The sequence below is a fragment of the Microbacterium sp. W4I20 genome (genome assembly GCF_030816505.1).
In the GTDB taxonomy this organism is placed as follows: domain Bacteria; phylum Actinomycetota; class Actinomycetes; order Actinomycetales; family Microbacteriaceae; genus Microbacterium.
In genome coordinates this window covers 1,511,705-1,529,663 of the sequence record NZ_JAUSYB010000001.1, presented here as the reverse complement: position 1 = coordinate 1,529,663, position 17,959 = coordinate 1,511,705, and the positions used below count along the sequence as shown (strand labels likewise).

At 69.8% G+C, this 17,959-nt stretch carries 18 protein-coding genes and 1 pseudogene; 12 read left to right on the top strand and 7 right to left on the bottom strand.

Annotation, left to right across the window (positions count from 1 at the left end):
* Nucleotides 1-14: 14 nt before the first annotated feature.
* On the bottom strand, nucleotides 15-1,502 hold the full coding sequence (locus QFZ21_RS07455) for an NAD(P)/FAD-dependent oxidoreductase (protein WP_307376153.1): 1,488 nt from the start codon (nucleotides 1,500-1,502) through the stop codon (nucleotides 15-17).
* A 37-nt stretch (nucleotides 1,503-1,539) separates the two neighbouring features.
* Between QFZ21_RS07455 and QFZ21_RS07450 the strand changes: the two genes are divergently transcribed.
* Complete coding sequence (locus tag QFZ21_RS07450; RefSeq protein WP_307376150.1) at nucleotides 1,540-2,208, top strand: methyltransferase domain-containing protein; 669 nt, start codon at nucleotides 1,540-1,542, stop codon at nucleotides 2,206-2,208.
* Nucleotides 2,209-2,280: 72 nt separating this feature from the next.
* On the opposite strand, the gene QFZ21_RS07445 is transcribed toward QFZ21_RS07450, so the two are convergent.
* On the bottom strand, nucleotides 2,281-2,622 hold the full coding sequence (locus tag QFZ21_RS07445; protein WP_307376146.1) for a helix-turn-helix transcriptional regulator: 342 nt from the start codon (nucleotides 2,620-2,622) through the stop codon (nucleotides 2,281-2,283).
* A gap of 83 nt (nucleotides 2,623-2,705) precedes the next feature.
* Between QFZ21_RS07445 and QFZ21_RS07440 the strand changes: the two genes are divergently transcribed.
* The 4 genes from QFZ21_RS07440 (at nucleotide 2,706) to QFZ21_RS07425 (ending at nucleotide 7,949) form a co-directional block, all read left to right on the top strand.
* A complete protein-coding gene (locus QFZ21_RS07440; protein WP_307376142.1) occupies nucleotides 2,706-4,007 on the top strand; it encodes an FAD-dependent oxidoreductase in 1,302 nt (433 codons plus the stop codon).
* Nucleotides 4,008-4,064: 57 nt separating this feature from the next.
* Nucleotides 4,065-4,472, top strand: a complete 408-nt coding sequence (locus tag QFZ21_RS07435) for an arsenate reductase ArsC (RefSeq protein ID WP_307376139.1) — start codon at nucleotides 4,065-4,067, stop codon at nucleotides 4,470-4,472.
* Nucleotides 4,473-4,648: 176 nt separating this feature from the next.
* Nucleotides 4,649-6,694, top strand: coding sequence for an alkaline phosphatase family protein (locus QFZ21_RS07430; RefSeq protein ID WP_307376136.1), 2,046 nt, complete (start codon nucleotides 4,649-4,651; stop codon nucleotides 6,692-6,694).
* Nucleotides 6,695-6,929: 235 nt separating this feature from the next.
* A complete protein-coding gene (locus QFZ21_RS07425; RefSeq protein ID WP_307376133.1) occupies nucleotides 6,930-7,949 on the top strand; it encodes a TerC family protein in 1,020 nt (339 codons plus the stop codon).
* 113 nt (nucleotides 7,950-8,062) lie between these two features.
* On the opposite strand, the gene QFZ21_RS07420 is transcribed toward QFZ21_RS07425, so the two are convergent.
* From QFZ21_RS07420 to QFZ21_RS07400, 5 genes are all read right to left on the bottom strand, one after another.
* Nucleotides 8,063-8,968: an SDR family NAD(P)-dependent oxidoreductase gene (locus QFZ21_RS07420; protein ID WP_307376130.1), complete on the bottom strand. Its 906-nt coding sequence runs from the start codon at nucleotides 8,966-8,968 to the stop codon at nucleotides 8,063-8,065.
* 27 nt (nucleotides 8,969-8,995) lie between these two features.
* Nucleotides 8,996-9,694: a cation diffusion facilitator family transporter gene (locus QFZ21_RS07415; RefSeq protein WP_373426006.1), complete on the bottom strand. Its 699-nt coding sequence runs from the start codon at nucleotides 9,692-9,694 to the stop codon at nucleotides 8,996-8,998.
* Nucleotides 9,664-9,999 (bottom strand): helix-turn-helix transcriptional regulator, encoded by a 336-nt coding sequence (locus tag QFZ21_RS07410; protein WP_307376128.1) that lies wholly within the window; start codon nucleotides 9,997-9,999, stop codon nucleotides 9,664-9,666. Before QFZ21_RS07410 ends, QFZ21_RS07415 begins: the two co-directional genes overlap by 31 nt.
* 47 nt (nucleotides 10,000-10,046) lie before the next feature.
* On the bottom strand, nucleotides 10,047-11,708 hold the full coding sequence (locus tag QFZ21_RS07405; protein ID WP_307376126.1) for a sigma-70 family RNA polymerase sigma factor: 1,662 nt from the start codon (nucleotides 11,706-11,708) through the stop codon (nucleotides 10,047-10,049).
* A gap of 331 nt (nucleotides 11,709-12,039) precedes the next feature.
* A complete protein-coding gene (locus QFZ21_RS07400; protein ID WP_307376123.1) occupies nucleotides 12,040-12,588 on the bottom strand; it encodes a small multidrug efflux protein in 549 nt (182 codons plus the stop codon).
* A gap of 112 nt (nucleotides 12,589-12,700) precedes the next feature.
* Between QFZ21_RS07400 and QFZ21_RS07395 the strand changes: the two genes are divergently transcribed.
* The 7 genes and pseudogenes from QFZ21_RS07395 (at nucleotide 12,701) to QFZ21_RS21040 (ending at nucleotide 17,901) form a co-directional block, all read left to right on the top strand.
* A complete protein-coding gene (locus QFZ21_RS07395; RefSeq protein ID WP_307376121.1) occupies nucleotides 12,701-13,903 on the top strand; it encodes a sensor histidine kinase in 1,203 nt (400 codons plus the stop codon).
* Complete coding sequence (locus tag QFZ21_RS07390; protein WP_307376118.1) at nucleotides 13,900-14,502, top strand: response regulator transcription factor; 603 nt, start codon at nucleotides 13,900-13,902, stop codon at nucleotides 14,500-14,502. The genes QFZ21_RS07395 and QFZ21_RS07390 overlap by 4 nt, the downstream gene beginning before the upstream one ends.
* Nucleotides 14,503-14,745: 243 nt before the next feature.
* Nucleotides 14,746-15,504 carry a 23S ribosomal RNA methyltransferase Erm gene (gene erm / locus QFZ21_RS07385; RefSeq protein WP_307376115.1) on the top strand — a complete coding sequence of 253 codons (759 nt, stop codon included), beginning with the start codon at nucleotides 14,746-14,748 and terminating at the stop codon, nucleotides 15,502-15,504.
* A 174-nt stretch (nucleotides 15,505-15,678) separates the two neighbouring features.
* A complete protein-coding gene (locus QFZ21_RS07380) occupies nucleotides 15,679-16,281 on the top strand; it encodes an RNA polymerase sigma factor (protein WP_307376113.1) in 603 nt (200 codons plus the stop codon).
* Nucleotides 16,256-17,368: a hypothetical protein gene (locus QFZ21_RS07375; RefSeq protein WP_307376110.1), complete on the top strand. Its 1,113-nt coding sequence runs from the start codon at nucleotides 16,256-16,258 to the stop codon at nucleotides 17,366-17,368. The genes QFZ21_RS07380 and QFZ21_RS07375 overlap by 26 nt, the downstream gene beginning before the upstream one ends.
* A gap of 50 nt (nucleotides 17,369-17,418) precedes the next feature.
* Nucleotides 17,419-17,598 (top strand): annotated as a pseudogene (locus QFZ21_RS21045) (methylated-DNA--[protein]-cysteine S-methyltransferase); the annotation flags it as partial.
* Between the two features lie 15 nt (nucleotides 17,599-17,613).
* Nucleotides 17,614-17,901 carry a methylated-DNA--[protein]-cysteine S-methyltransferase gene (locus QFZ21_RS21040; RefSeq protein WP_373426042.1) on the top strand — a complete coding sequence of 96 codons (288 nt, stop codon included), beginning with the start codon at nucleotides 17,614-17,616 and terminating at the stop codon, nucleotides 17,899-17,901.
* Nucleotides 17,902-17,959 lie beyond the last annotated feature (58 nt).

Here is a 17,959-nt window from a genome sequence, read left to right as displayed (position 1 = left end):
CGCACCGGCTCGCGTCAGGCTCGGCGAGCGTGCATCCGCGTGAGCAGCCGGATCGCGAGCCCGACAGCCCCGCCGCGCAGCCCGCGCTGCGCCTCTTTCACGACGGCGTTCCACCCGGCATCCGAATACGTCGGATAGGCGTGGATGGTCGTCGCGAGCGTGCGCACGTTCATGCGGGTCTTCACCGCCGTCGTGTACTCGGCCAGGGACTCGCCGGCTCGCGGCCCCACGATCACTGCTCCCGCCACCCGCCCCCGGCGATCGACGACGATGCTCGTGTACCCGTCGGTGTGCCCGTCCGCGATCGCGCGGTCGACGTGTGCATGCTGCTGCGTGATGACGCGCATGCCCCGAGCAGCGGCATCCGCGGGCGCGACACCGACGGCGCCCACCTCCGGTGAGGTGAAGGTCACGCGGGGAACCACCTCGTCGATCTTGCGAGAGAGCCCGAGCACCGCGTTCGTCGCCGCGACGCTGCCGTACATCCCGGCGGTGTGGGTGAACCGAGGAAGCGGCGTCACGTCGCCCGCTGCGCGGATCCGCGGGTTCGACGTGGCCAGGGCGGCATCGACCGCGACGGCGCCCTTCTCATCCAGGTCGACTCCCGCGGTCTCGAGTCCCAGACCGTCGGTCTCGACGTGCCGACCGAGAGCTGCGAGCACGCGGTCGAACAGCACCTCGGTCCCGTTGCTCAGTCGGGCGGTGCCGGATGCGGAGGGCGCATCATCGGTCCCGTCCGAAGTGAATGCGGTGACCGTGGCGTCGAGGTGCACGATGACGCCGCCGGCGCGAAGCGCGTCGAGAACGATCGCGCTCGCCGCGGCATCCTCCTTCGGCAGCAGCCGATTCCCGCGGTGGACGAGCGTCACCGCGCTGCCCAATCGAGCCATCGCCTGGGCGATCTCGCATCCGATGGCTCCGCCACCCTGCACGAGCAGGGTCGAGGGCAACTCCTCCAGGTCCCAGAAGGTGTCGTTGGTGAGCACGTCGACGGATGCTGCGCCCGGGGCAGAATCGAGGACCGGCGCACTGCCGGTGGCGAGGAGTGCGTCTCGGAAGCCGATGCGAGAACCGTCGACCTCGAGCGACCGGGGTCCGTCGAAGCGCGCCCGGCCGACAAGGGTGTGCACACCGTCGCGATGGAGCGCCTCCGGTGAGTCGACCGGCTCGATGGTGCGGATCGCCGCGCGGACGTGCGCCATCACCGCGGAGAAGTCGACGCGCATCCCCTCGGCGTGGACACCGAGCTCGGCACCCCGACGAATCTCGTGCGCGGTCGCGGCGGCCGCGATGAGCGCTTTCGAGGGCACGCATCCGGTGTGCAGGCACTCTCCGCCGAAGCGTCCGGCCTCGACGAGCAGGACGCGGGCGCCGAGAGCGGCGGCCGTGCGCGAGCCCACCAGTCCGGCGCTTCCGGCTCCGATCACGACGAGATCCCAGGTGCGTCGGGCGGCTTCCGTCGCGGAGAGGGAACGCGCGGGTGCGCGGTGCAGTGTGCTCATGCCTGAAGCCTAGAGTGGACGCGGAACGGGAGGGCCGATGGCGACGATGCTGCGACGGTACGGCGTCGGTGCGCGCTGGTACGACCTGCTCTCCGGCGAGCGGTGGGTGTACCGCGCGGGCCGCCAGGCGGGGATCGCGCTGCTCGGGGTCCGCCGCGGCGACGTCGTGCTCGATCTGGGCTGCGGGACCGGACTGAACTTTCCGGCCCTCGTCGAGGCGGTCGGCCCCGAGGGGCTCGTGATCGGGATCGACCGCAGCCCCGACATGCTCGCAATGGCTCAGCGGCGGGTGGATCGCGAGGGGTGGGGAGAACACATCCGGCTTCTCCGTGTGGATGCCGCCCATCTTCGGCCGGAGCAGGTGGCCGCTGCCATCGCCGATGTGCGGGGCGCGGGATCGACGGGCGCCGATGCACTCCTGGCGACATACTCCCTCAGCGTGATCGGCCCCCGGAACGAGGCGTGGCGTCGTGCGCTCGCGACGCTCCGCACCGGGGCGCGTGCGTGCGTCGTCGACATGCAGCCGCCGCACGGGTTCTGGCGCGTGTTGGCGCCGCTGGCCCGACTGGCGTGTGCTGCGGGTGGTGCCGACATCTCGGCACACCCCTGGCGCCTGCTCGACGCCGCTGCCTCCCCGTCCACGATCCAACGCACCGAGCGCAAGGGCGGGCACATCGTCGCCGTCGCCGCCACGCTCCGAAAGTGAACGCTCCCGTGGCAGCTGTTGCGGGTTCCCGCGTGGAATGGCCGCATCAACTGCCACGGGAGCGGAGAAGCGTCAGGTCATCCGCAGCGCGTCGGCGGCGGCATCCAGTGCCGCGGCGTTGAGGGCGAAGTACGCCCACTTGCCACGCTGTTCGCGGGTCACGAGCCCCGCTTCAGCGAGCAGCTTCATGTGGTGGGAGACCGTGCCCTGCGACAGGCCGACCGGCTCGGTGAGGTCGCAGATGCAGGCCTCGCCGCCCTCGCCCGCAGCGATCAGGGACAGGAGCCGTACCCGCGTCGGATCGCCGAGCGCCTTGAACACCCGGGCAGCGCGCTCGGCGTCCTCGACCGAGACCGAAGTCGTGACGCGGGGGACGCAGCAGGCGGTCGATTCGATGGTCAGTGGCAGGCTCACGAAGGCATCCTCTCACGTATTGACATCCTTCGATAGGTGAGTCACGCTTCTCGTATTGAAGACTTTCGATTTGAGGAGAGATCGTGCTCGAGCATCCTGTCGTCGTCATCGGAGCGGGTCCCCAGGGGCTCGCCGCCGCGGCCCATCTGACCGAGCGGGGACAGGAGATCCTCGTGCTCGAGCGCGGAGACCGAGCGGGTGCGGCTGTCTCGGAGTGGGGGCACGTCCGCCTCTTCTCCGCATGGCCCGAGCTCGTCGACACGGCATCCGGTCGCCTGCTCAAGGCGACGGGTTGGATGGCCCCGGAGCGCGGCTATCCGACCGGCGCCGAATGGGTCGACGGATATCTGGCACCGCTCGCCGAAGCCCTGGGTGAGCGGGTCCGCTACGGCGTGACCGTCACCGGAGTCGCACGCCAGGGCCGCGACAAGGTCGTCGACGGCGGGCGCAGGAGCCAGCCGTTCGTGGTGCACACGCAGAGCGCCACCGGTGAGGAGGGCAGGATCCCCGCGAGCGCGGTCATCGATGCGAGCGGCACGTGGGGTCTTCCGAACCCCGCGGGCGCCGACGGATACCCGGCGGTGGGCGAGGCAGCATCCGCTCCCCGCGTCTCCTACCGCATCCCCGGCGACGTGTCCGAGTACGCCGGCGCCCACGTCGTCGTCGTCGGTGGCGGGCATTCGGCGACGCACGCGGTCCTTCGTCTGAGCGAGCTCGCGCGCCGCGCACCCGGCACCCGGGTGACCTGGCTCCTGCGCCGCGGCAGTGCCGCGAACGTCTTCGGCGGCGGCTCGGGCGACGAGCTCCCGGAGCGGGCAGCGCTCGGCTCTCGAGTGCAGAAGGTCGTGGAGAACGGACTGGTCGACGTCATAACGGGGTTCCGCGTCGCGGAATTCCGTCAGCAGGACGAGCGGCTGGCCGTCGTCGCGGAAGACGGGCGGGAGGTCGCGGGCGTCGCCCAGGTGTTCGCTCTCACCGGATTCCGGCCGGACACCGGCATGCTCCGGGAACTGCGCGTCGATCTCGACGTATCGCTCGAGGCCGTCGCGGGTATCGCCGCAGAGATCGACCCGAACATCCACTCGTGCGGCTCGGTGTCGGCGACCGGTGCGCGCCAGCTCGCGCAGCCCGAGCAAGGGCTGTTCATCGTCGGTGCGAAGTCGTACGGCCGCGCGCCGACCTTCCTCGCCCTGACCGGCTTCGAGCAGGTACGGAGCGTCGCGGCGCATCTCGTCGGCGACCACGAAGCGGCCGCGCGCAACGAGCTGGTCCTTCCCGACACCGGCGTCTGCGGCGGTTCGGGCGGCTTCGACGCAGGGGAGGGCGGATGCTGCGCGACGCCCGCCGTGCTCGAGATCGGCGCCCGTCCGGTCGCGGTCGGCTGATCCCGCAGCGATCACATATCGATGAGTGTCAATATAGAGACGACGACAGGAGTCACCATGACCGGCGCAGCACCCACCCCCTCCGTCCTGTTCGTGTGCGTGCACAACGCCGGGCGCTCGCAGATGGCGGCGGGGTTCCTGCGCGACCTCGCCGGCGATCGCATCGAGGTCCGCTCGGCGGGATCCATGCCGGCCGACGCGATCAATCCCGTCGCCGTCGAGGCCATGGCCGAGCTCGGCATCGACATCACCGCCGAGCAGCCGAAGGTGCTCACGACCGAGGCCGTACAGGCATCCGACGTCGTCATCACGATGGGATGCGGCGACGCCTGCCCGTTCTTCCCCGGTAAACGCTACGAGGACTGGGTGCTCGACGACCCGGCCGGGCAGGGCATCGACGCGGTGCGACCCATCCGCGACGACATTCGCGCCCGCATCGAAAAGCTGGTGAGCGAACTCGTCTGAGGTTCTTCCCGGGTATCCGTTCATGAAGTTGGATACCTACATCGGCGACCGGCGGTGAACGATGCCCCAACTTGTATTGACATCTTCGCGAGAACCACGCGCGCCGGTGCGCAGCGGTTCGAGACTGGCTCATGGCATGGACCTCCCCATGCCATGACCCCCATCTCGGAGATGAAATGCCCTTGTATCGCAAGCGAGCGGTCGTCGTGACGACCGCAGCCGCATGCCTCCTGTCCCCGCTCGCGGCCGTCCCCGCCGCCGCCGTCGACGCCGCCCAGCCCGTGAAGACCCTCGTGGTCGGCATCGACGGCGCGTCGTTCGACTTCCTCGACGACGCCGACATGCCGAACCTCGATGCCCTCATGGCGCGCGGCATGGTGTCGTCGAGCAACCTGTACGCGTCGCCGATGGCCGGAACCATCTCCGGCCCCGGCTGGTCGACCATCGCGACCGGCGTCTGGCCCGACAAGCACAACGTGCTCGACAACAACTTCACGGCGCCGAAGTTCGACGCCTTCCCCGACTACCTGACGCGCATCGAGGCCGCGCAGCCCGACCGCTCCACAGCCGTCGTCGCCACATGGTCGCCCATTGCGACCACGGTGTTCGGCTCCGCAGTGGACTCCCGCGTGCAGGGCGGAAACGACGTCGGCACGACGGCGAAGGCCGTCGAGACCATCGCGAACGGTGCCGACGACGTGTTCGTGCACCTCGATGAGGTCGACGGAGCCGGACACAGCGTGGGGACGAACGGCGCCGCCTACGGCCGCGCTCTGGCGAAGGCGGATGCCGAACTCGGGCAGATCCTCGCCGCCGTCGACGCCCGTCCTGCCGACGAGGACTGGCTGGTGGTCGTGACCGCCGACCACGGACACACCCCGACCGGCGGACACGGCGGCAGCAGCCCGGCGGAGCGCGAGGTGTTCGTGATCGCGGCGGGCCCCGGCATCGAGCCCGGTGTGCGGCACGACGTCAAGATCTCGGACGTCGCCCCGACCGTGCTCTCCGCGGTCGGCATCGCGGCCGACCCGGCGTGGAAGCTCGACGGCGCCGCGGCATCCGTCCTCACTTCCGACGCGTTCGATGCGCTGCGGCCCACCCTGCAGACCCGCGCCGATGAGACGCGCCCCGGTGCCGACGTCAAGGGCTGGACGCACGCGGCACCCGAGGGGTGGAGCATCGACAACTCCCGCATGCCCGCGGGTGGGGTGAAGGAATGGTCCGGCTGGTCGTTCGCCACCGATGAGTTCTGGACCAACGTCGAGCTCGGACAGCGTCGCGAGACGTCCGTGCGTGCGCGGGATGTGTTCGCCGTGGCCGACTCCGACGAGTGGGATGACAAGTCGCACGCGGCGGGGTCGTTCGACTCGACGCTCGTCAGCCCGGCCTACCCGCTCACCGGGGCGAGCACGGCGAGCCTGGCCTACGCGACCAACTACGTGATCGACGGCCCCCAGTCGGCCGAGGTGCTGGTCAGCTTCGACGGCGGCCAGCCGAGGTCGCTGAAGGCCTACTCCGCGAACACCAACGCCGCAGAGCGCCTCTCCTTCGAGGTGCCCGCCGGTGCGCGCAGCGCCCAGTTCCGATTCCACTACACCGGCACGAACAGCGCCTTCTGGGTGGTCGACCAGGTCGCTCTGGAGCAGGCGGCGGCTCCGGCCGACACGACGAAGCCGGTCGCGACCCTCGCCGCGCCGACGACCGCGGGCCCTACGCCTTCGGTCAAGCTGCGTGTCGAAGCGACCGACGACAGGGGCCTGAAGCGCATCGTCGCGAACATCTATAAGGACGGCACGCTCGTCAAGAGCACGCAGACCGCGATGAACGGTGCGAAGAGCGGTGTGCACGAGTCCACCCAGACCCTGGCGGACGGCGCGTACACCGTGAAGTACAACGCCGAAGACCTCGCGGGCAACATCGCGCGGACGGGATCCTTCGCATTCACGATCGATGCCACGGCGCCGACCGCGACGGTCAAGGAGGGTGCCGCGTTCACGGCCGGGTCGGGTGGGGCGTACGACGTCGTGAGTTTCAAGCTCTACGACGCCGGAAAGGTCTCGCAGGTCGCCGTCAACGGAGTCGTCAAGGACCTCTCCGACAACACCTGGTCCGACGTGAACTACCTCAAGCCGGGCACCTTCGGTGCGGTGCGCGGGCAGAACACGCTGGTCGTGCAGGACGTGGCCGGCAACACGAAGACAGTCACGTTCACCCTGAACTGACGCCACTGCCGCGGGTGCGTCGTACGCGACGCGCCCGCGGCGGCTCTCACGAGGCTGTCGGGTGATCCACAGGAACGGGCCGATGCCCCTTGTAGCCTGGAGATCCCAAGGGGAGTACTCCGACACGGTCGGGTCGTCACTACGGATGCACGTCGCATCCCGGCCCACCGGTTCCTGATCTCAGGAATGGAGAAGACTTTGGCGGTGCTTTTGCACCCCGAGTCTGGAGTCCCTGTTGGAAATCACCCCCCTGATCTGGGTCATCACCATCGCGGTCACGATCGCGTTCTTCGTCTACGAGTTCTTCGCTCACGTGCGGAAGCCGCATGAGCCCTCGATCGCCGAATCCGCCCGCTGGTCGGCGTTCTACATCGGCCTCGCCGTGCTGTTCGGCGTCGGCATCGGCGTCTTCTCCGGCTGGACGTTCGGCGGCGAGTACTTCGCCGGATACCTGACCGAGAAGGCGCTGTCGATCGACAACCTCTTCGTGTTCCTCATCGTGATGACCGGCTTCGCGGTGCCGAAGATCTACCAGCAGAAGGTGCTGATGATCGGCATCGTGATCGCGCTGATCCTGCGCGGCATCTTCATCGCGGTCGGCGCCACGCTCATCGAGAACTTCTCCTGGATCTTCTACCTGTTCGGCGCGCTGCTGCTCTTCCTCGCCTACCGGCAGGCGTTCAGCAGCCACGAGAGCGACCCCGCGAACGGCCGCTTCATGACGTTCGTCCGCCGGCACCTCCCGGTGACGAACGAGTACCACGAGGACAAGCTCACCGTGCGCAAGGGTGGCACGCGCTTCGTCACCCCGATGCTGCTGACGATCATCGCGATCGGGTTCATCGACCTCGTCTTCGCGGTCGATTCGATCCCCGCGATCTACGGTCTCACCGACGAGGCCTACATCGTGTTCACCGCGAACGCCTTCGCACTCATGGGGTTGCGCCAGCTGTACTTCCTCATCGGCGGACTCCTCGAGCGGCTCGTCTACCTCGCTCAGGGCCTCGCGGTGATCCTCGCGTTCATCGGCGTGAAGCTCGTGCTGCACGCGCTCCACGTGAACGAGCTGCCGTTCCTCAACGGTGGTGAGCCGATGCTGTGGGCGCCCGAGATCCCGATCTGGTTCTCGCTGCTGTTCATCGGCGCCACGATCACCGTCGCGACGGTCGCGAGCCTGCTCAAGACGCGCGGCGACCGTGGGTCCGTCGGGACCACCGCGGCGCCGGTCGGCGAGGAGCAGAAGGAACTCTCCTGACCGGGCCCGACGGTTCGCGGAGGAGATGACGCTTCGCGGAGGCTTCCCGGTGGGATGCTCCGTGAAGCGTCGGATACTCCGTGAAGCGTCGGCCGGAGTCGGACATCGCGACGTCAGGTCGGGAAGCGCGTGCCGGTCAGGGCCTCCGCCGCCGACCAGAGAGGGACCCCGGTGCGCGCCGACCGCACCTCGTCGGATGCCGTCACCCGCTTCGGGGCTCCGCGGAACTCGAGCAGTCCGCCCGGCCCCCAGTAGTCGCCGCTCACGACATCGGCCGAGGTCGCCGCATGGATCACGGGGGCGGCTCCGTCGTCTTTACCCTGCACGACGGGACGAGCGAGCGCGGCGAGGGCTCGCACCGGCCCCGGCGTCGTGATCAGGCCTTCACGCTGCGCGGTGAGCGGATCGACGGCGTAGCCCGGATGCGCGCACACGGCCGACCGCGCAGAGCCCGCCCAGCGGCGGTCGAGCTCGAAGGCGAACGCCATCAGCGCGGCCTTGGAGCGACCGTACTGGCGAAGCGCAGAGCCGCGCCAGGGGGCGGAAAGCCGTGCGGGGTCGAGCTGGGCGAAGCGGTGGGCGAGCGATCCGACCGCCACGACGCGGCCGTCGTCGGCGAGCAGCGGCTCGACCTGGCCGACGAGGGCGAAGTGGCCGAGGAAGTTGGTCCCCATCATGAGGTCGAGGCCATCGGCGGTCCGTGCCTCGGGCCGTGCGGTCTTCACCCCGGCGTTGCAGATCACCGCGTCGAGGCGCTCGTCGATGGCTGCGGCACCGCCGGCGATGCTCTCCAGCGAGCCGAGATCGAGGGGGATGACGCGCAGGACCGCTCCGGGAACGCGGCCCAGGATCGCGTCGACGGCGGTCTGCGCGCGCTCGGCCGAACGGCAACCGAGCAGTACACGCGCTCCACGAGCGGCCAGTCGCTCGGCGCACCAGTAGCCTATTCCGGCGTTGGCGCCCGTGATGAGAATCGTGCGGCCGGCGAGGTCGTGGTGCTGTGACGCGGGAGCATCCATCCCCCCAACCTACGGGCAGCGTGTGCGTCAGTCGTGCGGGGCGTCCTGATCGTCGTGATCGTCTTCCAGGATCATCCCCACCGAGGTGGCGCACGCATCGCCCTTCCACGCTTCGACACCTTCGCGGACGGCGAATGCGGCGATGACGAGTCCTGCGACGGCGTCGGCCCACCACCACCCGAGCAGGGAGTTGGCGAGGAGTCCGACCAGTACAGCCGCCGACAGGTAGGTGCAGATGAGCGTCTGCATCGAGTCGGCGACCGCCGTCGCCGAACCCAGCTCGCGGCCGGCGCGGCGTTCTGCGTAAGACAGGAACGGCATGATGACGACGCTGACGGCGGTCAAGACGATGCCGATGGTGCTGTGCTCCGGACGCTCGGCGGTGACCAGTGCGAGGACCGACGTCGCCGCGACGTACAGGGCGAGTGCGAAGAAGGCGACCGCGATGACGCGCAGGGTCGGCTTCTCCCAGCGCTCGGGATCGCGGCGGGTGAACTGCCACGCCACTGCTGCGGCGGAGAGCACCTCGATCGTGGAATCGAGTCCGAAGCCGACCAGGGCTGCGGAAGAGGCGAGCGAGCCGGCGGTGATCGCGACGGCGGCCTCGATCAGGTTGTAGCCGATCGTGAGGGCGACGATCAGGCGGATGCGACGGTGCAGCGTCGCGCGCCGAGGGTTGGAGAGCGTCGTCGTCATCAGCAGGTGCAGCTGTCGCCGTCGCAGCATCCCGGTTCCACCAGGAGCGTGACGCGCATCAGCTCGTCGAGGGCCGGCGCCAGGTGGGGGTCGGCGAGGCGATAGCTGCTGCGGCGACCGTCGGGAACGCTCTCGACGAGTCCGCATCCCCGGAGGCAGGCCAGGTGGTTCGACATCACCTGCCGGGATACGCCTAAGGCGTCGGCGAGCTCGGCCGGGTAGCGCGGGGCTCCGCGGAGCGCGAGCAGGACCCCGGCCCGCGTCGCGTCGGAGAGCGCATGTCCGAGGCGCGCGACGGCGGCGGTGTGGGTGAGGGAAGCGGAAGCGGTGGGCACGAATCCACAGTACAGCGGATGCTGAATTCAGGAAATTCTGTATATTCTCAGGGCCAGACCTGGCGCCGTGCGGCGAGGTCGGCGACGGCGCCGTCCGGGGACGTGCGGTAGACCGACAGGGCGTAGCGCTCGCCCGCAGAGGGGAGGGGGAGACGTCCCGACCAGAGGCCCTGAGCGTCGAGCTGCACCGTGAGCCCGGCATCCTGGTCACCGATCACGATCATGAGTGTCGCGCAGGAGGGTCCCGTGATCGAGACCGTCGCGTTTCGATCGATGCCGTAGGACGATCCGAGGAAGACGGAGAGGTCGATCAGGGGAGCCGGAGGGAGTGCGTCCACGGTGACCGGAACCGTCGTGGCGGGGAGGGCGGAGTACGGGAGAACCCCGGGAATCTCCTCGACCCCGTCGGCGGGCGCGGTGGTCACGTCGCTGTCTGCATCGGGGGGCTGAATCGCCGCACGATCGTCCGCGGGCGGCGATACGACGGGCGGACCATCGACCGGTGGACCATCGACCGGCAGATCGCCGACCGGCGGATCGCTGACCGGCGGGCTGAGCTCCTGGGGCGGATCAGGTGCGGGAGCCGGCTCAGGAGCGGGAAACGGCTCAGGAGTGGGCAGGGTCTCCGGAGCAGGCAGTGTCGGCGCGGGCGGCGCCGGGGTCGGCGCAGACGTCTCGGGGGAGGCCGCTGGCGGAGACACTCCGATGGCGGGCGCGACCACGGTCGCGTCCGGCTCGGTGGGCGTGCGCGTGAACAGGGCACCGCCCACCGCGAGCGCGATGGCGACCGACGCCGCGACGGGCCAGAGCACTGGCGCGGCGTGCCCGACCGCCGCGACCGCCGGCTGCAGGGCGGCAGGCGTCCCGAGCAACCCCGAGGCGTTCGCCGTGTCCGTGAGAACCGTCGCCGCGGCCTGTTGGACGGGGAAGAAGGTCGGCGCGATGACGAGCCCGGCTCCGCCGACCAGCAGCGGTCCCAGAGTGATGGCGCGTGCCAGGTGCCGCGCTTCGCTCTCGGCGGCACGGCACTCGCCGCACGATGCGAGGTGCTCGTCGACGAACTTCTGCGGACGCGGGCCCAGGTCGCCCTGCACGTGCGAGCCGAGCAGCTCGATCACTCGCACGTGGTCGGAGCCCGCCGGAGCCCGGCGGAGATGCGCGCCGATCCAAGCCTTCCGGAGTCCATCCCTCGCGCGGTACGTCAGGGCTGCCACCGCGTTCGGCCGCAGGCCGAGCACCTCGGCGATCTCCCGCGGCGGCAGCTGTTCGACCTCGCTGAGCCACAGCGCGTGCTGCCACCGCTCGGGGAGGGCGCAGAACGCCTCGGAGAGCGCCGCGGAGTTCACCATCGCCTCGATGTCGACCGTGCCGATGCGCGACGGCGGGTCTTCCGCAGCATCCAGCGGAACGGTGGCGGGCGCGCGCCGAGAGGCCGTCAGCCAGGTGTTGCGCACGGTCGTCAGCAGGTACGGCCGGAACCTCTCTTCGGGTCCCTTCCCCGTGCGCAGCAGCTGGAGGATGCGGACGAACGCGTCCGAGACGACGTCTTCGGGGTCGGGCGGCGCGGCGCCGAGGCTTCGCGCGTAGGCCACGGCCGTCGGAGCGTGCCGTCGCCAGAGTTCGGAGAAGGCACGGCGGTCACCCTCGCGGCTGAGCCGGAGCAGGTGGGCGTCGGAGTCACCGCCCGTGTGTTCACCGGAGTTGGCCATGATGCCTCGTCTTCTTGCTACGACGTCCACGTCGCGAGTGGTCGGGATTGAGACGATACAACGGTGAAGGAGCCTGATCCGGCATCATTACGACGCACCGGGTGACGAAGGCGGATGGGGGCTGGGGATGCGGATGGGGTCCGGGGAGGACCCCATCCGCGGGCCGCTCTGTGTGAGGGGTGGGCGGCCCGACGTCGAAGCGAGCCGATATCCCCAAAGGCTCGGACTTCCGTCATATGCAAGACGTCGACCCCATCGGATGATGACGCGAGTTCGTCGGATCGGTCCACTGAAACACGATTCGGCGCCTCGAGCGATGGATCGTACGTGGTCAGCTGATCGCGGAGACCGCGCTCCCGACGATCACGGCCACGATGGTGGTCCAGCCGATGATGGCGAGCGCCTGCCAGAACAGCACGCGCGCCTTGCCGATACCCGCGGCGGCCAGCATCGTCGCGGTGAAATGCGTCGGCAGCAGGAGCGGGCCGAGCAGGCTCACGCCCGGAACGCCGTAGCGCTCGAACGCCCGCTGGAACTTCTCTCGGCGTGCGGCCTTGCGGTCTGTCTGGGGAGCCTCGACCGGGGCATCCGGCACGGGTCCTCCATCCGTTCCGGTGAGGGCAGGCTCGCCGACCCGCGAGCGGTTCACGATGGCCTTGCGCGCCCCGGAGCTCGCGAGCACCAGCACGGCGACGCACACGAAGTTGCCGACGATGGCGGCGATGGCGGCGATGACGGGGTGGATGCCGCCGATGATCCCGATGCTCGCCGCGCCCTCTCCTTCGATGAAGGGGATCGCGCCGGCGAGGGCGACGATGAGCGGCTGCACGAGGTCGGGCACCTGGGCGACCCAGTTCTGGAAGATCTCGATGAGGTTCATGACGACAGTCCATCGCCTCCGCCCCGCGGGTGACAGTGCCGGCCCGTCATCGCTTGCCGGGTGGATCGCCCGCCGCGACCGTGACATCTGTCACACCCGTATGGTGTTGAGCGTGAGCAGCAGCACCGAGCCCGTCGCCCCCGAGGAACCGTACGCGGGAGCCCTGTACCTGACCCGTGGAGTCAACGCCACCTGGTGGTACACGGCGTCCGCGGTCCTGTTCATCGAGCTCATGGTCATGAGCTTCTGGGTGCTCACGGTCGCGGCCACCGACACGCGCGGGGCTCTTGTGCTCTTCATGGCGGTCGGGGGACTGCTCTGGTGCGCTTCGACGTTCCTGCTGCTGCTCGATTATCGCCACCGCATCGATGCAGGACCGGGAGTTCCTTGGAGGAGACTCGCCTTCCCTCTGCTCGTCGCTGCGGCGTTCGGCGCGGTCGCCGGGCCGCTGACCGGCAGCTGGCAGCTGGCCGTGATGCCTCTCGTGCAGTCGCTGGTGCTGCTGAACTGGTCGCGCGGGGTGCGTTTCCGGGTGGTCATCGCCGCGACCGTGCTCTTGGCATTGCTCGCTTTCGTCGATTCATCCGCGAGTATTCCGGGTGCGGGGACGCCCTGGCTGGTGCCTGTGGTGATGGGTGCCCTGCTGCCGTCCATGACCGTCAGCTCGCTGTGGTTCTGGGACGTGATGGTGACCCTCGATCGCGCCCGCGCGTCGGAAGCACGGCTCGCGGCGACGCAGGAGCGACTGCGCGTCGCGACCGACGTGCATGACCTGCAGGGGCATCACCTCCAGGTCATCGCGCTGCAGCTGGAACTGGCCGAAAGGCTCCTGCCGAGAGATCCGGATGCCGGCATGGAGCAGCTCCGCGCCGCCCGAGTGAGCGTCGACGAGGCTCGTCAGGGCACTCGGGACCTCGCGACCCGCTATCGCTCCGTGCCGCTGAGCGACGAGCTCGCCAACGCCCGTGACCTGCTCCGCGCCGCCGGGTTGGAGGTGGAGGCGCTCATCGATGCGGGTGCGGCTGCCGCCCCGGCATCCGCTCTCGGTCCGGTCATCCGCGAGACGACGACCAATGTGCTGCGTCACGGCGGGGGCCGCCATGCGCGCCTCGCCCTGACCCGCACGACGGATGCCTGGCGCTACGAGATCGCCAACGACGCGGTGCCCGGCGCCGAGCCGGGAGAGGACGGCTCCGGGTTGGACGGCATCCGTCGTCGGATCGACGAGGTGCATGGCACGCTCGCCGTGCATGCAGAGGGCGAGGAGTTCGTGGTCGTGGTGACCGTGCCGTCGGATGCCGAGGCGAACCGATGATCCGGGTGCTGCTCGCCGACGACGAGGTGATGATCCGTTCCGCCCTCGCCGCGCTCCTGCGCCTGGAGGACGACATCGATGTGGTCGCCGAGTGCGAGGACGGCGAGCAGGCCGTCGCCGAGGCGCTGCGTCTGCAACCCGACGTGTGCCTGCTGGACCTCGAGATGCCGGGACTCGACGGGGTGCAGGTCGCCGAGCGGCTGAACCGCGCGATCTCCACCCGCTGCGTCGTCGTCACCCGTCATGCCCGACCCGGCGTGCTCCGCCGGGCACTCGCGTCGGGGGTCGCCGGTTTCCTGCCCAAGTCCCGCGGCGCCGACGAGGTGGCCGCCGTCATCAGACGGGTCGCCGCCGGTGCGCGCTACGTCGACCCGGAGATCGCCGCCGATGCCCTCAGCGACGAGCGCTCGCCGTTGACCGATCGCGAACTCGATGTGCTGCGCGCCGGTCGACGCGGCGAGACCACGGGGCAGATCGCCCGCGCACTCGCCCTCGCGCCGGGGACTGTGCGCAACCACATCTCGGTGATCCTCGGCAAGCTGCATGTCGGCACACGTCAGCAGGCCGTGCTGATCGCGGAAGAGCGCGGCTGGATCTGACGGGAGTCACCGGCCATGGCCTCGCTAGGCTGTCAGCCATGGGAACAATATTCTTCGCGCCCGTGATGGGGCGCACCCTCGTGTTCCGCGACCGCCGCGCCTGACGGCGCGCTCGCTTCTCGCACGCATCTGCGCGCCGTCCATCGAGATGTCATCGCACCTCGGGACGGGCGATCCTCACTGACGCTTCTTCGCGTCCTCCCTCGTCCGAGGTGCTCCGATTCTTCTTTCTGGAGCGCACTCATGCCTCGTTCTCTTCATGGCGGCCGACACGAACTCGGCCAGAACTTCCTCACCCACCGACCGACGCTCGGCCGCATCACCGCTCTCGTCCGCGACACCTCGGGGTCGATCCTCGAACTCGGGGCCGGCGACGGCGCTCTGACGCGGTCGCTCGCGGATCTCGGGCGTCCGCTCGCAGCCATCGACATCGATGAGCACCGCGTGCGCCGACTGCGCGGGCGCCTGCCCGGCGTGCGCGTCGAGTGCGCGGATGCCCTGCGACACCCGCTCGACGCGGATGTCGTGGTCGGCAACATCCCCTTCCACCTGACGACGCCGATCCTGCGCCGACTCCTCTCCACCGGCACCTGGCGGCACGCAGTGCTGCTCACTCAGTGGGAGGTCGCCCGCAAGCGCGCCGGTGTCGGCGGCAGCACGATGATGACCGCGCAGTCGGCCCCGTGGTTCGAGTTCGAGCTGCAGGGTCGGGTGCCGTCGTGGGGCTTCTCGCCGCAGCCGAGCGTCGACGGAGGACTGCTGTCGATCTCGCGGCGCGGCTCGCCGCTCGTGCCGGTCGGCGAACGTCGCGCGTATGAAGGGTTCGTCCGGACGATGTTCACCGCCCGCGGATCCTCGCTCGATGCCATCGTCAGCTCGGCGGCCCGTGTCACGAGACCGCGGGCTCGAGATGCTTTGAGAGCCGTCGGGGCGTCGCGGGAGCGCCTTCCGCGCGACCTGACACCCACCCACTGGGCGGGGCTCTGGCACGATGTCGGGTGAACGGGCTGAGCGAGGGGCGGCACGCCGGATGCTCCGTGCCCGGTGGTGAATCCGGTATAACGAGACGATGGCCGACGAAGTAGAGACCGGCTGCCATCCCCGGACAACCGGGTGATCTCCCCATCGTGGTCAGAAAAACGTGAAGGTGATCGGCGGGATCGAAGAATACCCAGTGTGAGCACAGACAGCGACATCATCCGCCGCTCGGCACAGAGCCCTCAGGCTTTCGCCGAGGTGTTCGACCGGCATGCCGTGTCGGTCGAGGCCTTCCTCCGGCGACGGCTCGGGGCGGATGCGGCGGAGGATGCCTTGAGCGAGACGTTCCTGGTCGCCTTCCGCCGCCGGACGGCGTTCGATCACGCCTGGGAGTCCGCGCGGCCGTGGCTGCTCGGGATCGCTTCTCGGGTGGCCGCGAGGCACCGGGCGACCGAAGCCAAGCACTGGCGCGCGGTGACGGCATCCGCGGGCGCCGACGAACGGTCCAGTGGCGGGGGAATCGACGAGGCCGGCACACGCATGGACGCGGCCGCCGCCATCCGCGAGCTGGCGCCCCGGATAGCCGCGCTGTCCGCCCGCGATCGGGAGACTCTGCTGCTCCACGCGTGGGGCGGACTGGGGCACGAGGAGGTCGCGCAGGCGCTCGGCGTGCCGGTCGGCACCGTCTGGTCGCGCCTCAACCGTGTGCGGCGCAAACTGGCCCCGCCGGGGTCGCAGCTGACCCGACTCACCTGGATCGGAAAGGAGATCGAAGATGGACATCTTGGAGCTCGTGCGTGAGATCGACAGCACGCCGGATGAGGCAGCGCCCGGGAGGATCGAGCGGTCGAGGACGAAGCTCGTCTCCGCAATGGCCGACGCGCCCCGACGGCGCGCACGCCGTGGCTGGGTATGGGGAGGGTCCGCGGCGCTGGGCACGGCTGCCGCTGCGGCAGTCGCGGTGGCCGTTGTGATCACCGGTACCGTCGCCCCCCTCGCCCCGCAGACGGCGTCCGCCGCTGCCGTGGCGGTGCTCGACGGCACCGCCGAGATCGTGATCGAGAGCACCGACCCGGTGCTCGCGCCGGGGCAGTACCTTCGCGTGCGGGAGACGTATGAACTGGTCTCGCTCTGGGATGCCGATGCCGATCCCGCCCTCTCGGATGCCGCGGTGGCGGGGTTCAACTCATCGGATCTGCCGACGTCGGAGGGGGCCGTCCACGCCCGCGGCATTCGCGACCTGTACGTCCCCGGCGACCGGACGCAGGATTGGATCCTCGACGATCGAGTCCCGAACGAGGTCGTCGACGTGTTCGGCGATCCGGAGACGCTTCCCGCATACGAGCGCATGGTGGAGGCGTATCCCGAACGGGATGCGGACCCCGGCGGAATCGAACGGATGCCGGCCGGTCTGCAGGAGTGGGACCCGAACACGGACAGTGACGACAGGTACTTCGATTCGTTCCGCGAATCGTACGACGAGATGCCGCGCGACCCCGCTCAGCTGCTCGCCTGGTACCGGGATCACCTCCAGACATCCGAGGACGATTCGTACGTCTTCTCGGCGATCGGTCGATACCTGAGCACGGACCTCATGCCGGCGGATCTGCGCGCCGCCTCTCTGCGTGTGCTCGGTCTGCTCGGCGGCGTGGACGTGGGGAAGACGGTAGGAACGGTGACGACCCTGGAGCTGCGGACCGAGCTGGACGAACCGAACGGCTTCGGCGACCAGCAGTTGGCGGAGATTGACATCGACACCGCCACCGGCCGCATCGTCGGCATCCGCGAGTCCTACCCGCATCGGTCGACCACGCTGATGCCCGCGGGACTGCCCTGGGCGAGCTGGACCATCGAGGTGACCGTGGTCGACGAAGCCCCGCAGCCCTGACGGGTCCGCACGTCGGCGGGCGGGAGTAGCCTCGGCTCATGGTCGCTTTCGCCACGCTCGACACCCCGGTGGGAGTGGTCGGCGTCGTCAGCGACGGCGCGGCGATCACCCGCGTCGGGTGGCGCGCACCGGTCCCGGAGGGCATTGACGCAGAGCCCGACGCCCTGCTCGCCGAGGCGATCGATCAGCTGCGCGCCTACTTCGCGGGGGAGCTGAAGCTCTTCGATCTCCCGATCGACCTCGGCGTGCAGACGGCGGCGACCCGCGCCGTGCTCACGGCCCTCCATGAGTCGGTCCGGCACGGTGAGACGATCACCTACGGTGGGCTCGCGGCGCGGAGCGGGACCGACGTCCCGGCACGGGGCATCGGGTCGATCATGGGCGCGAATCCCGTGCCTCTGATCGTTCCCTGCCACCGGGTCGTCGCCGGCGACGGCCTCGGCGGATACTCCGGCGGCGACGCCGGGCGTGGACTCGAGACCAAGCGCTGGCTGCTCGAACACGAGGGGTCACTGCCGACGTCGCTGTTCTGAGCGTTGCGCGGCGGCATCCGTCATCCCGTCATCTCCGACCATCGCAGCCTGCGAGAAT

Bases quoted from the DNA above. Each gene is read 5' to 3' on its own strand.
- QFZ21_RS07455 (WP_307376153.1), bottom strand. From the start codon at position 1,502: ATGAGCACACTGCACCGCGCACCCGCGCGTTCCCTCTCCGCGACGGAA.
- QFZ21_RS07450 (WP_307376150.1), top strand. From the start codon at position 1,540: ATGGCGACGATGCTGCGACGGTACGGCGTCGGTGCGCGCTGGTACGAC.
- QFZ21_RS07435 (WP_307376139.1), top strand. From the start codon at position 4,065: ATGACCGGCGCAGCACCCACCCCCTCCGTCCTGTTCGTGTGCGTGCAC.
- QFZ21_RS07430 (WP_307376136.1), top strand. From the start codon at position 4,649: ATGCCCTTGTATCGCAAGCGAGCGGTCGTCGTGACGACCGCAGCCGCA.
- QFZ21_RS07420 (WP_307376130.1), bottom strand. From the start codon at position 8,968: ATGGATGCTCCCGCGTCACAGCACCACGACCTCGCCGGCCGCACGATT.
- QFZ21_RS07415 (WP_373426006.1), bottom strand. From the start codon at position 9,694: ATGCTGCGACGGCGACAGCTGCACCTGCTGATGACGACGACGCTCTCC.
- QFZ21_RS07405 (WP_307376126.1), bottom strand. From the start codon at position 11,708: ATGGCCAACTCCGGTGAACACACGGGCGGTGACTCCGACGCCCACCTG.
- QFZ21_RS07400 (WP_307376123.1), bottom strand. From the start codon at position 12,588: ATGAACCTCATCGAGATCTTCCAGAACTGGGTCGCCCAGGTGCCCGAC.
- QFZ21_RS07390 (WP_307376118.1), top strand. From the start codon at position 13,900: ATGATCCGGGTGCTGCTCGCCGACGACGAGGTGATGATCCGTTCCGCC.
- erm (WP_307376115.1), top strand. From the start codon at position 14,746: ATGCCTCGTTCTCTTCATGGCGGCCGACACGAACTCGGCCAGAACTTC.
- QFZ21_RS07375 (WP_307376110.1), top strand. From the start codon at position 16,256: ATGGACATCTTGGAGCTCGTGCGTGAGATCGACAGCACGCCGGATGAG.